The sequence below is a fragment of the Nonomuraea sp. NPDC050227 genome (assembly GCF_044459705.1).
In the GTDB taxonomy this organism is placed as follows: domain Bacteria; phylum Actinomycetota; class Actinomycetes; order Streptosporangiales; family Streptosporangiaceae; genus Nonomuraea.
In genome coordinates, this window is sequence record NZ_JBITJF010000006.1 from 288833 (window position 1) to 301291 (window position 12459).

Annotated in this window: 11 protein-coding genes and 1 tRNA gene; 4 read left to right on the forward strand and 8 right to left on the reverse strand. The window is 69.8% G+C overall.

What is annotated here, in order from left to right; all coding sequences use genetic code 11:
• Positions 1-23: 23 nt before the first annotated feature.
• From ACIBK9_RS24860 to ACIBK9_RS24875, 4 genes are all read right to left on the reverse strand, one after another.
• Entirely contained in the window at positions 24-653 is a 630-nt protein-coding gene (locus ACIBK9_RS24860) for a 50S ribosomal protein L25/general stress protein Ctc (RefSeq protein ID WP_352353029.1), read from the reverse strand.
• A 97-nt stretch (positions 654-750) separates the two neighbouring features.
• Positions 751-1728, reverse strand: coding sequence for a ribose-phosphate diphosphokinase (locus tag ACIBK9_RS24865; RefSeq protein WP_397161409.1), 978 nt, complete (start codon positions 1726-1728; stop codon positions 751-753).
• The gene (gene glmU / locus ACIBK9_RS24870) at positions 1725-3176 is read right to left on the reverse strand and encodes a bifunctional UDP-N-acetylglucosamine diphosphorylase/glucosamine-1-phosphate N-acetyltransferase GlmU (protein ID WP_352353030.1); all 1452 of its coding nucleotides are present in this window, start codon (positions 3174-3176) and stop codon (positions 1725-1727) included. The genes ACIBK9_RS24865 and glmU overlap by 4 nt, the downstream gene beginning before the upstream one ends.
• Before the next feature lie 135 nt (positions 3177-3311).
• Positions 3312-3383 (reverse strand) — tRNA-Gln (locus ACIBK9_RS24875).
• A gap of 302 nt (positions 3384-3685) precedes the next feature.
• On the opposite strand from ACIBK9_RS24875, the gene ACIBK9_RS24880 reads away from it, so the two are divergent.
• Genes ACIBK9_RS24880 through ACIBK9_RS24895 form a run of 4 tightly spaced genes read left to right on the forward strand, consistent with a single transcriptional unit; the run spans position 3686 to position 8521 of the window.
• Complete coding sequence (locus tag ACIBK9_RS24880) at positions 3686-4624, forward strand: acyl-CoA desaturase (RefSeq protein ID WP_397161411.1); 939 nt, start codon at positions 3686-3688, stop codon at positions 4622-4624.
• Between the two features lie 43 nt (positions 4625-4667).
• Entirely contained in the window at positions 4668-5570 is a 903-nt protein-coding gene (locus tag ACIBK9_RS24885; protein WP_397161707.1) for a TetR family transcriptional regulator, read from the forward strand.
• A gap of 55 nt (positions 5571-5625) precedes the next feature.
• A complete protein-coding gene (locus ACIBK9_RS24890) occupies positions 5626-7686 on the forward strand; it encodes an RNA degradosome polyphosphate kinase (protein WP_387676927.1) in 2061 nt (686 codons plus the stop codon).
• Positions 7676-8521 carry an NUDIX domain-containing protein gene (locus ACIBK9_RS24895; protein ID WP_397161413.1) on the forward strand — a complete coding sequence of 282 codons (846 nt, stop codon included), beginning with the start codon at positions 7676-7678 and terminating at the stop codon, positions 8519-8521. The genes ACIBK9_RS24890 and ACIBK9_RS24895 overlap by 11 nt, the downstream gene beginning before the upstream one ends.
• A 4-nt stretch (positions 8522-8525) precedes the next feature.
• On the opposite strand, the gene ACIBK9_RS24900 is transcribed toward ACIBK9_RS24895, so the two are convergent.
• The 4 genes from ACIBK9_RS24900 to ACIBK9_RS24915 all read right to left on the reverse strand — a co-directional run bounded on the left by ACIBK9_RS24900 (position 8526) and on the right by ACIBK9_RS24915 (position 12432).
• Positions 8526-9701 (reverse strand): cytochrome P450, encoded by a 1176-nt coding sequence (locus ACIBK9_RS24900; protein ID WP_397161415.1) that lies wholly within the window; start codon positions 9699-9701, stop codon positions 8526-8528.
• Positions 9698-11173, reverse strand: coding sequence for a CHAD domain-containing protein (locus ACIBK9_RS24905; RefSeq protein ID WP_397161417.1), 1476 nt, complete (start codon positions 11171-11173; stop codon positions 9698-9700). The genes ACIBK9_RS24900 and ACIBK9_RS24905 overlap by 4 nt, the downstream gene beginning before the upstream one ends.
• A gap of 52 nt (positions 11174-11225) precedes the next feature.
• On the reverse strand, positions 11226-11576 hold the full coding sequence (locus ACIBK9_RS24910) for a VOC family protein (protein WP_364337684.1): 351 nt from the start codon (positions 11574-11576) through the stop codon (positions 11226-11228).
• A gap of 85 nt (positions 11577-11661) precedes the next feature.
• Positions 11662-12432 (reverse strand): trans-aconitate 2-methyltransferase, encoded by a 771-nt coding sequence (locus tag ACIBK9_RS24915; RefSeq protein WP_397161420.1) that lies wholly within the window; start codon positions 12430-12432, stop codon positions 11662-11664.
• Positions 12433-12459: the final 27 nt, after the last annotated feature.

The following is a 12459-nucleotide window of genomic DNA, read 5'->3' on the forward strand; positions in this document are numbered from 1 at the left end:
ACCCCCGTTTTCGCGGTACGTGCTTACTCGGCGGCGGCCTCGGCGCTCTCGCCCTCGCCCTCGGCCTCGGCGGTCTCGCCCTCGGCGGCCTCCGCGGCCTCCGCGGCGGGCTCCTCGGTCGGCTTGGCGATGACGTGGAGGACCACGGCCTCGGGGTCGGCGGCCAGCGTGGCGCCCGACGGCAGGTCGAGCTGCGCGGCGGTGATCACGGTGCCGACCTCCATGCCCTCGACGTCGACCTCGACGCCGGTCGGGATGTGGGTGGCCTCGGCCTCGACGGCCACCGAGACGAGCTGCTGGTCGAGCAGGCCCTCGGAGTTGACGTCGCCGGTGGTGGTGACCGGGATCTCGACGGTGACCTTCTCGCCGCGCTTGACCAGGAGCAGGTCGACGTGCTCGACGAAGCCCTTGATCGGGTCGCGCTGCACGCCCTTGGGCAGGGCCAGCTCGTCGACGCCCTCACCCTGGAGGCGGATCAGCACGTTGGGCGTGCGGAGGGCGAGCAGCACCTCGTGACCGGGCAGGGTCAGGTGCTTGGGGTCGATGCCGTGCCCGTAGAGGACGGCGGGCACCTTGTCGGCGCGGCGGATCTTGCGGGCGGCGCCCTTGCCGAACACCGTGCGCGGCTCGGCGGCGATACGTACTTCAGACATGACATCTCCTAGGGATGCAGAGATCGGATTGTGGCGCGCTCCCCCTCACCCGCCCTAGCGGAAGGCGTTACGAGCGCAACCCGTACAGCTTACTCGCTCAGGTGTCGCCCTCGAACAGGCTCGTGACGGAGCCGTCGGTGAAGACCTCGGTGACGGCGCGGGCGATGAGCGGCGCGATCGAGAGCACCGTCAGCTTGTCGAACCGCTTGGCCTCCGACAGCGGCAGCGTGTTGGTCACGATGACCTCGGAGATGCGCGAGTTCTTCAGCCGGTCGACGGCGGGGTCGGAGAAGACCGCGTGGGTGGCGGCGACGATGACGTTGGTCGCGCCCTGCTCGTAGAGGGCGTCGGCGGCCTTGCAGATCGTGCCGGCGGTGTCGATCATGTCGTCGATCAGCACGCAGGTGCGCCCGCTGACCTTGCCGACAACCTCGCTGACCTTCACGGAGTTGGCCACGTCGAGGTCGCGGCGCTTGTGGATGAAGGCCAGGGGCGTGCCGAGGGTGTCGGCCCAGCGCTCGGACAGGCGGACGCGGCCGGTGTCGGGCGAGACGACGGTCGTGCTCTCCAGGTCGAGCTTGTTCTTCAGGTAGCTCTCCAGGACCGGCATCGCGAACAGGTGGTCGACGGGACCGTCGAAGAAGCCCTGGATCTGCGAGGTGTGCAGGTCGATCGACATGAGCCGGTCGGCGCCGGCGGTCTTGAACAGGTCGGCCATCAGCCGGGCCGTGATGGGCTCGCGGCCGCGGCCCTTCTTGTCCTGGCGGGCGTAGCCGAAGAACGGCATGACCACGGTGATGCGCTTGGCCGAGGCCCGCTTGAGCGCGTCGACCATGATGAGCTGTTCCATGATCCACTTGTTGATGGGACCGGTGTGGCTCTGGATCACGAACGCGTCGCAGCCGCGGACGGACTCCAGGTAGCGGGCGTAGATCTCGCCGTTGGCGAAGTCGATCAGTTTGGTGGGGGTGAGTGAGACGCCGACGTGCTCGGCGACCTCTTCGGCCAGCTCTGGATAGGCCCGGCCGGAGAAGAGCATGAGGTTCTTCTCGCCCGGCTGTTTGATGCTGGTCACTGTTCGTTCTCCTGCTGTGCTCGCTCGGCCAGCGCCCGTTCGGCGGCGGCGGCCGACTTGGTGCCCGCGCGCTTGCGCAGGACCCATTTCTCGATGTTGCGCTGTCGCGCCCTGGCCACGCCCATCGCCCCTGGGGGTACGTCGCTGACGATCACGGACCCGGCCGCGGTGTTGGCGCCTTCGCCGATCGTCACGGGGGCGATGAGCATGGTGTCGCAGCCGACGAACGCGCCGTCGCCCACGGTGGTGTGGTGTTTGTCGACCCCGTCGTAGTTGACGAAGACGGTGGAGGCGCCGATGTTGACGTCTTCCCCGATGGTGGCGTCGCCTGCGTAGGTGAGGTGGGGCACCTTGGAGCGCTCGCCGACCTTGGTGTTCTTCATCTCGACGAACGTGCCCGCCTTCGACCTGCGGCTGAGCACGGTGCCGGGGCGCAGGTAGGCGTAGGGGCCGACGTTGGCCTCGGGGCCGATCTCGGCGCCGTCGCAGACCGCGTTGCGCACGACGGCGCGCTCGCCGACGCGGGTGTCGGTCAGCGTGGTGGCCGGGCCGACCTCGGCTCCGGCGCCGATGACCGTGCGGCCGTGGAGCTGGGTGCCGGGGTGGACGACGGCGTCGGGCCCGATCTCGACGCCCACGTCGACCCACGTGGTGGCCGGGTCGACGACGGTGACGCCGGCGCGCATGTGCTGCTCCAGCAGCCGCTGGTTGAGCACCTTGCGGGCGAAGGCGAGCTGGACGCGGTCGTTGACGCCCTCGACCTCGACGTAGTCGGCGGCCACGCAGGCGCCGACCCGGTGGCCGTCGCCGCGCAGGATGCCGAGGACGTCGGTGAGGTACTCCTCGCCCTGGGCGTTGTCGGTGGACACGCGCTTGACGGCGTCGGCGAGCAGCAGGCCGTCGAAGGCGTAGATGCCGGAGTTCATCTCCTTGATCGCGCGCTGCTCGTCGTCGGCGTCCTTCTCCTCGACGATCTCCAGCACGGCGCCGGAGGGGTCGCGGACGATCCGGCCGTAGCCGGTCGGGTCGGGCACCTCGGCCGTCAGCACGGTGACCGCGTTGCCGTCGGCGGCGTGCTTGGCCAGCAGCGTGGCGAGCGTGCGGGCCTGCATGAGCGGCACGTCGCCGTAGGTGACCAGGATCGTGCCGGCGATCGTGCCGACCTCTTCGAGCACGGTGCGGACGGCGTGGCCGGTGCCGCGCTGCTCACGCTGGACGACGGCGCGCGCGTCGGGGCTGGTGGCGGCCAGATGGCCGCCGACCTGTTCGAGCGCGTGGCCGATGACCACGATGAGCCGCTCGGGATCGAGGTCGCGGGCGGCGGCGAGCATGTGGTCGACCAGCGCGCGGCCGCACAGCTCGTGGAGGACTTTGGGGGTCTGGCTCTTCATCCGGGTGCCCTCGCCCGCGGCGAGGACGATGACGGCTGCCGGGCGCGGCACACTCACGGACTGAGGCTCCCTGTGACTGGACGGATCAGGGTCGTCGGCGCGGCTACCGCGCCGCAACCCTCCCGACACCGTGAGGATACCTGCCCGGTTCGGAACTCTCTCGCGCGGGGAGTCGCGGGATGGCTGTCAAGGCTCCCGGAAGAGGACTCGAACCCCTACAAAGTGGACCAAAACCACTTGTCCTGCCGATTAGACGATCCGGGACGGACCGGACGCCGTGGCGTCCGACACACAGCCCTACGATACCGAGCCCGCACGGGCGTATGCGCCCCCAATTCTCTCGCACATCTCCGGTGCCGCGAATACCGGGGACACGCGGGGGTAGTCGGCGCGCTGGTCACATAACAGACCGCCCCAAAAGCCGCAAGCCACGAAACCCACTCACCTGGGCGCGCCGGCCGTCAGCTAAGTGACATCCACACTTAGGGCTTCCTTACTTACGATGGCGTAGGTTACGGTGGCGTAGCCTGGACATTCATCCTCATACATGTCGTTGGAGGTAGCCCATGACCGTTCTCGCCGAGCGTTCCTCCCCCGCCCCGAAGCCCGACTTCGAAGAAGAACCGAAGTCCAGGGCAGAGATCATCACGTTCGCACTCGTGGTCGGACTGCCCCTGGTCGCGCTCGCGGCGGCGGTCCCGCTGGCCTGGGGATGGGGACTCGGCTGGACGGACATCGTCATCGCCTTCGTCTTCTACGTCGTCTCCGGGCTCGGCGTCACCGTCGGGCTCCACCGCTACTTCACGCACGGCTCGTTCAAGGCCAAGCGGCCGCTGAAGATCGCGATGGGCATCGCGGGCAGCCTGTCGCTGGAGATGTCCGTGCTGGACTGGGTGGCCACGCACCGCAAGCACCACAAGTTCTCCGACAAGGAGGGCGACCCGCACTCGCCGTGGCGCTTCGGCCCCGGCTTCAGGTCGATGTCCAAGGGCCTGCTGTACGCCCACATGGGCTGGCTGTTCGAGAGCGAGCGCACCAACCGCGAGAAGTACGCCCCCGACCTGTGCAAGGACGAGGACATCCAGAAGCTGCACAAGTGGTTCCCCACGCTGGCCCTCGTCTCCGTCCTGCTGCCCGGCGTGCTCGGCCTGCTGCTGACCTGGTCCTGGCAGGGCGGCCTGACCGCGCTGTTCTGGGGCTCGCTGATCCGCATCGGCCTGCTGCACCACGTGACCTGGTCGATCAACTCGATCTGCCACGTCTTCGGCGAGGAGTCCTTCAAGACGCGTGACAAGTCGCGCAACGTCTGGTGGCTGGCCATCCCGTCGTTCGGCGAGTCCTGGCACAACCTGCACCACTCCGACCCCACCTGCGCCCGGCACGGCGCGCTCAAGGGCCAGATCGACCTCAGCGCCGGCCTGATCCGCCTGTTCGAACGGGCGGGCTGGGTGTACGACGTGCGCTGGCCGACGCCAGAACGCCTGGCGGCGAAGCGCATTGCCTGACGAGAATCAGCCGATGAACGGCCATTCGTCCGTGGCCGTCATTATGGAACCCGTGACCGAACCCCGATCTCGCAGGCGCATGTCCGGTAGAGAGCGCAGAGAGCAGCTGATCCTGATCAGCCGCACGCTGTTCGCCGAGAAGGGGTTCGACGGGACCTCTATAGAGGAGATAGCCGCCACCGCGCAGGTGTCGAAGCCTGTGGTGTACGAGCATTTCGGCGGCAAGGAAGGCGTCTACGCGGTCGTCGTCGACCGCGAGATGCAGAAGCTGCTGGGCATGATCACCTCGGCCCTCGCCGCCTCCCACTCCCTCATCAAGCTGGAGCGGGCCGCCCTGGCCCTGCTCCAGTACATCGAGGAGAGCAGCGAGGGCTTCCGCATCCTGGTGCGCGACTCGCACGCGGCCTCGGGCACGGGCACGTTCGCCAGCCTGATCAGCGAGATCGCCAGCCAGGTCGAGGACGTCCTGGCCGACGAGTTCGCCGGCCGCGGCTACGACCCCAAGCTCGCCCCGATGTACGCCCAGATGCTGGTCGGCATGGTCGCGCTGACCGGCCAGTGGTGGCTGGACGTGCGCAAGCCGGGCCGCGAGGAGGTCGCCGCGCACCTGGTGAACCTGGCGTGGAACGGACTGACCGGGCTGAACCCGAGCCCGGTCATCTCGGTGGCCACCCGCAACCAGGCCGCCGCCGCCAAACCGCGCGTCAGCGACAAGGATCTGCGCGAATTCGAGAAGGCCCGCGAGAAGGAGCTCAAGGAAGCCGAGAAGCTTCGCCAGCGAGAGTTGCGTGACGCGGAGAAAGCCCGGGTACGAGAGTTGAAGGAGCGCGAGCGGCTGCTGAAGGAGGCGGAGAAGGCCCGCGAGCGCGAGGAGAAGATCCGTCAGCGGGAGGCCAGGCTCGCCGAGCGCGCCGCACGCCTGGAGCAGGCCGAACAGCCAGAGTGAGTTCGTTGCGGCTACGTTAACGTTCCGTTCAACCAATCGGGGCAATATAGGCCATATGTCCGCGGAACCGCTGCAATCGGGAAACGACCTGCCCCTGCCACAGGAGCGGTTCCTCAACCGCGAGGAAAGCTGGCTCCAGTTCAACGAGCGCGTCCTCGAACTGGCCGAGGACCCGTCGATCCCGCTGCTCGAACGGGTGCGCTTCCTGGCCATCTTCGCCAGCAACCTGGACGAGTTCTTCCGCGTACGGGTGGCCGGCCTCAAGCGGCGCATGGCCACCGGGCTGCTGCTGCGCACCAAGAGCGGGCTGAAGCCGCGCGAGGAGCTGGCCCGGATCGCCACGATCGCCGACTCCCTGGCCAAGCGGCACGCCGCCGCCTTCCACGACCGCGTCTGCCCCCAGCTCGCAACCGAGGGCATCGAGATCGTCCGGTGGGACGACCTGGGCCGCGAGGAGCGCACGGAGCTGCGCAAGCTGTTCAGGGAGCGGATCAGGCCGGTGCTGACGCCGCTGGCGGTCGACCCGGCGCACCCGTTCCCCTACATCTCCGGGCTCAGCCTCAACCTGGCCGTGCTGGTGCGTAACCCGATCACCGACCACACCGTCTTCGCGCGGGTGAAGGTGCCCTCGCAGCTCCCCCGGTTCGTGCCGGCGTCGAAGGACCGGTTCGTGCCGCTGGAGGACGTCATCGCGGCGCACCTCGGCCAGCTCTTCAAGGGCATGGAGATCCTCCAGCACCACGTCTTCCGCGTCACCAGGAACGAAGACCTCGACGTCGACGAGGACGTCACCGAGAACCTCATGCAGGCGCTGGAGAAGGAGCTGCTCAAGCGGCGGTTCGGGCCGCCCGTGCGGCTGGAGGTCGAGGAGACGATCACGCCGGAGGTGCTGGCACCGCTCATCGAGGAGCTGGAGCTGGCCCCGCACGAGATCTACCGGCTGCCCGGCCCGCTCGACCTGACCGGCCTGCACGCCATCGCCGACCTCGACCGCGGCGAGCTGAGCTTCCGCCCGTTCGTGCCGGCCGAGGTGATCAACGCCGAGGACGACCTCTTCTCCACCCTGCGCGAGCGCGACGTGCTGCTGCACCACCCGTACGACTCGTTCGCGACCAGCGTGCAGCGTTTCATCGAGGTGGCCGCGGCCGACCCGCGGGTGCTGGCGATCAAGCAGACCCTCTACCGGACCAGCGGCGAGTCCCCCATCGTCGACGCGCTGATCGACGCGGCCGAGGCGGGCAAGCAGGTCGTCGTGGTCGTGGAGATCAAGGCCCGTTTCGACGAGCACGCCAACATCTCCTGGGCCAGGAAGCTGGAGCGGGCCGGCTGCCACGTGGTCTACGGCGTGGTCGGCCTGAAGACCCACTGCAAGCTGGCCCTCGTCGTACGGCAGGAGCCCTCGGGCGAGCTGCGCCGCTACTGCCACATCGGCACCGGCAACTACAACCCCAAAACGGCCCGCCAGTACGAGGACTTCGGCCTGCTCACCGCCGACCCGCTGGTGGGCGAGGACGTCACCGACCTGTTCATCCACCTGACCGGCTACTCCAACCACTCGGCCTACCGCCGGCTGCTGGTCGCGCCGCACTCGATGCGCAGCGGCCTGCTGGCCAGGATCGACCGGGAGATCGCCCACCAGCAGGCGGGCCGCCCGGCGCGGATCAGGATCAAGACGAACTCGCTGGTGGACGAGCCGATCATCGACGCGCTCTACCGGGCGTCCAGGGCTGGGGTGCCGGTGGACCTGTGGGTGCGCGGAATCTGCATCCTTCGCCCCGGAATCCCCAATTTGTCCGAAAATATCCGCGTAAGGTCGGTTTTGGGGCGCTTTTTGGAGCATTCCCGCGTGTACGAGTTCGGCCTCGGCAGGCGTCCCGAGGTGTGGATCGGCAGCGCCGACCTGATGCGCAGGAACCTCGACCGCCGCGTCGAGGCGCTGGTCAAGGTGACCTCCCAGCAGCACAAGGCGTACCTGATCGAGCTGATGGACCTGGCCATGGCCGACACCACGAACGCGTGGTGGCTCAACTCCGACGGCACCTGGATCCGCCACCAGGGCGAGGACCTGCAGAGCCACCTCGTCGGCACCAGGCGATGGAGGACCGTTGACGACTGACCTGCTCCGGGCCGCCGGAGCCGTGGTCTGGAGGGGCGCGGAGAGCAGCCCCGAGGTGGCGGTGATCCACCGACCGCGCTACGACGACTGGACCTTCCCCAAGGGCAAGCTGGAGAGCGGCGAGCACGTCATCGCCGCCGCCCTGCGCGAGGTCACCGAGGAGACCGGCCTGACGGCCGTCCTGGGCCGGGCCCTGCCGCCGATCCACTACCTCAGCGGCGGCCGGCTCAAGCGCGTCGACTACTGGACGGCGCGGGTCGCCTCCGACGCCGGCTTCGAGCCGGGCGACGAGGTCGACGGGCTGCGCTGGCTGCCCGTCGACCGGGCTCGCGAGCTGCTGACCTACGAGTGGGACGCCGGGCTGCTGCGCGCCCTGGCCGCCGCGCCGCTCGCGACCGTGCCGCTGGTGCTCGTCCGGCACGCCACGGCCGGGTCCAGGAGCCGGTGGGACGGCGACGACGCGCTGCGCCCGCTGGACGACCACGGCGGCTCCCAGGCCGCCGCCCTGGCCACCGTGCTGCCCGCGTACCGGCCCGAGCTGCTGGTCAGCTCGCCCAGCCGGCGGTGCGTCCAGACGCTGGAGCCGTACGGGGCCGAGATCAGGACCGAGATCAGGACCGAGCCGCTGCTCAGCGAGGAGGGCCAGGACCCGCACAAGACGCCGAGACTGGTCGGCGACCTCGCCGTGCCCGCCGCCGTGTGCAGCCACGGCAAGGTCCTGCCACACCTGATCCACGCGCTGAGCGGCAAGGACGTGCACCTGCGCAAGGGCGCGTTCGCGGTGCTGCACCGGGTCGGCGGGCACGTCGTCGGCGTGGAGCGTTACGCGACCTGACGGCTCACCAGGTGACCGGCAGACGGGCGAACCCCTGGGTGACCCTGCCCTCGTTGCGCGGCAGCTCGGCGACCGGCACGGCCAGGCGCAGTCCGGGGAGACGCTGGAACAGCCGGCTGAACACCGCCTCCAGCTCCACCCTGGCCAGGCTCGCGCCGATGCAGAACCGCGGGCCGTACCCGAAGGCGAGATGCGGGTCGGTCGGAGGACGGCCGATGACGAAGGTGTCGGGATCGGGATAGACCTGTTCGTCCCGGTTCGCCACGCCGGTATTGAGGACGACGGCCTCGCCGCGGCGGATCGTGCGGCCGTCGATCTCGATGTCCTCGTGGGCGTACCTGGGCAGGCCGTGCAGGCTCGGCACGGCCATGCGCAGGATCTCCTCGACCGCGGCGGGCGCGAGCCCGGGGTCCGACCGCAGCAGGTCGAGCTGGCCGGGGTTGGCCAGCAGCAGGAGCACGCCGTGGTCGATGCGGTTGACCGTGGTCTCGTGCCCGGCGAACAGCAGGCCGGCGGCCAGCTCGGCGATCTTGCCGTCGTCGTCCAGCTCGCCCGCCAGGTCCGACAGGACGTCCTCGGCCGGTTCGTGCCGTTTGCGGGCGATCAGCCCGGCCATGTAGGCGCTCAGCTCCGCCCGTGCCGCGACGCCGGCCGCCTCGTCCTGGAGGTCCGCCATGCGTGCGGACACGCCGCTGAAGTACTCCCTGTCCTCGTACGGGACGCCGAGCAGCCGGCAGATGACCAGCACGGGCAGCGGGAAGGAGAGCTCGGCGTGCAGGTCGGCCGGCGGCGTCAGCCCGGCCAGGCGGTCCAGCCGCTCCTCGACCAGGACGCCGACCTCGCCGGCCAGCCGCCTCATCCGGCGGGCCGAGAAGGAGGGCGCGAGCAGCTTGCGCAGGCGCTCGTGGTCGGCCTTCTCGGTGGCGGCCTCGCCCTGCGGCCCGCCGAGCAGGGCCGAGTTCGACACGCGCGGCGCCCGCTCGGGCTCGGGGTGGGAACGTCCCAGCCGGCTGTCGGTGAACAGCCTGCGTGCCTGCTCGTAGTCGGTGACCAGCCAGACCTCGTCGCCCACCGCGGTGCGCACCCGCGCGATGCCCTCCCTCGCCCGCAGCTCCCGGTAGGCCGCCGGAACGTCGAGGGGGTCGCTGCGCGCGAAGGGTATTGCCGGAAGGTTCGTCATAGAACCTTCTTAACCGCCTTCACGGTTTCCGCCCAGACTCTGGGGAAATCGGCCTCGGCACGTTCGGCGGTGTTGCGTTCGATCCCGATCAGCAGCCCGTACGTGAAGGTGTCCTCGCCCGCCTGCCGGGCGCCCTCGGCCTCCTTGGCCAGCGTCTCCTGGGCGACCACGCCGTCCCGGTGCGCCCCAAGCACCTCCTGGACGTTCTCGGCCAGCTCGGCCAGCCTGGCCATGCCCTTGCCGAGGGTGGGTTCGAGGGCTTCGGCGGTGTATCGAGCGCGTTTGGCCGCCTTGCGGACGTCGTGCAGGGCGATCTCGCGGCGTCCGGCGTCCTCGGTGGCCTGGGCGATTTCGTACGCCCTGGTCACGCGGTCCCAGCCGGCGGCGGCGAGGGCGGTGAGCTTGTCCTTCGCCGGCTTGGCGGCGGCCTTGCCCAGTTCGGGGGTGGCGATCAGGGCGTCGAGGGCGTCCAGGAGGGTGTAGTAGCGGTCGCCGCTGAGCGCGTCCTTGATGCGCTCGTACGCCTCCTGCTCGCGGACGCGCAGGTCCGCGCCGAGCCGGGTCTGGATGGGGCCGGTGACCAGCTCGGGGGCGAGGCCGGACAACTCCCCGGCGAACCTGGCCCTGATCACCTCCAGGTCGCGGGCCTCGCCGAGCACCGTGCCGAGCCAGCGCAGCTCCTCCTGGACCTGCTCCGTGCCGGTCACCACCGATTTGAACGCCTTGAGCGCGCTGCGCAGCCTGCGCGAGGCCACCCGCATCTGGTGGACGGCGTCCTCCTCGGCCCTGCGCACCCGCGGATCCTGGCTGAGGAGGGCGGCGACCTGGCTCGACAGATAGTCGATGACGGTCTCGCCCGCCGTGCCGGGTTCGGTGGCGGCCCTGGCGGGCGGGGCGGGTTCGAGGAGCCGGGCGAGCTTGCTGGCGCTGCCCGCCGGGCTCGCCCCGGCCTTGCGCAGCCGTTTGCCCACCTTGGCCAGCAGGTCGCGCCGATCCTCGGCCAGCAGCTCGGCCTCGACCTCGCGCCACCGCAGCACCTTGCCGTCCCGGTGGACGGTGCCCTTCACGCGGTCGTCGGCGATCTCGACCAGCCGGGTGCCGCCGTCGTGCAGCAGGGTGACGCTGCGTCGGGTGTCGAGCTCGGCCACCACCTGGAGCTCCGCGCCCCTGGCGTAGGCCCGGACGAGTTCGGCCAGCTCCGGCGGCACGACCTTGGTGCTGCGGGTGAGCGGGCAGGTGATCTCCTGGCGCACGCCCCTGGCCTTGGGCAGCTTCAGGTGCCAGCCCGCGTCGTCGCCGCCGCGCCTGCGTCTGAGCGTGACGCCGCGCGCGGCCAGCCGCAGGTCGGCCGTGTCGTAGTAGAGCGCCACGAGCTGATGACTGCGCGGGCCCGTGACCTGGGCCAGGCTACTCAGGTCCGGGATCGTGTAGTCGGTCGGAACGTCGAACTTGTCCTCGATCTCGATGCCCACTGCACCTCACAAGTGTCCGATATCGGACCATGATGCCACCTGCAGGTGAACATCACACGGCCTGCAGGAGCTCGATGCGGTTGCCCACGGGGTCCGTGACGTAGATGCGGCGGTAGCCCGGGAAGAGGTCGTCGGGCACCGCGCCGGGGATTCTGGCGGCGTAGGCGTCGAGGTCCTCGACCAGGAACGCCGGGTGGGCCTTGCGCGCGGGCCTGAAGTCGTCCTCGATGCCGAGGTGGATCTCCACGCCGTCGCCGCGGAACCAGGCGCCGCCGCGTCTGGCCAGCTCCGGCGGCTTGGGGACCTCGCGCAGGCCGAGCACGTCGCCGTAGAAGGCGCGCAGCTCGGGCTCGCTGCCCTTGGGCGCGGCGAGTTGGACGTGGTGCAGAGCTTTGATCGTCATCTCTGGGCCTCCACGGGTCGTTCCTGAGCCCCGGTCATTTCTGGGCTCCGGTCATTTCGCGGCCCCGGTCATTTCGCGGCCCCGGTCATTTCTGGGCGACTACGAAGATTCGACGGAAAGGGAAGGGGGTGCCGTAGCTTCTGGCCGGGTAGGCCTCGGCGAGCGGCCCGGCCAGGTCGGCCTTGAACCGCCGCTGCTCCGCCGGGTCGAGCCGGTCGAAGATCGGGCGCAGGGCCGTGCCGGAGACCCAGTCGAGGACCGGGTTCTCGCCTTGGAGCAGGTGCACGTACGTGGTCTCCCAGGCGTCCACCTGGCAGCCGCCGTCGTTGAGGAAGTCGAGATACTGGATCGGGTCGTCCACCGGGTTGGTCCTGTTGAGGTCGCTGAGCCGGTCGGACCAGGCGCGGGAGGCGCACAGCTCCCGGATGGCGACGTGGCTCGGGGCGTCGAAGTTGCCCGGCACCTGGAAGGCCAGCCAGCCGCCGGGGGCCAGCTCCTCCAGCCAGTGTTCGAGCACGCCGTGGTGGGAGGGCACCCACTGCAGGACGGCGTTGGAGACGATCACGTCCATGGGACGGTCGGGGTGCCAGGTGTCGACGTCGGCCACGGCGAAATGCACCGAGCCGGTGAGCTGGCGAGCCTTGCTGATCATCGCGGGCGAGGCGTCGAAGCCCTCGACGGTGGCGTCCGGCCAGCGTTCGGCCAGCATGACGGTGAGTTCGCCGCTGCCGCAGCCCGCGTCCACGACATAATCGGGAGCCACCGCACCGACTCTGGACATCAGCTCGATGAACGGCCGCGACCGCTCGTCGGCGTAGACGGCGTAGGTCACCGGGTCCCAGATATCTCTTGACATAGAGATAATTGATATCGAGAGAGATAT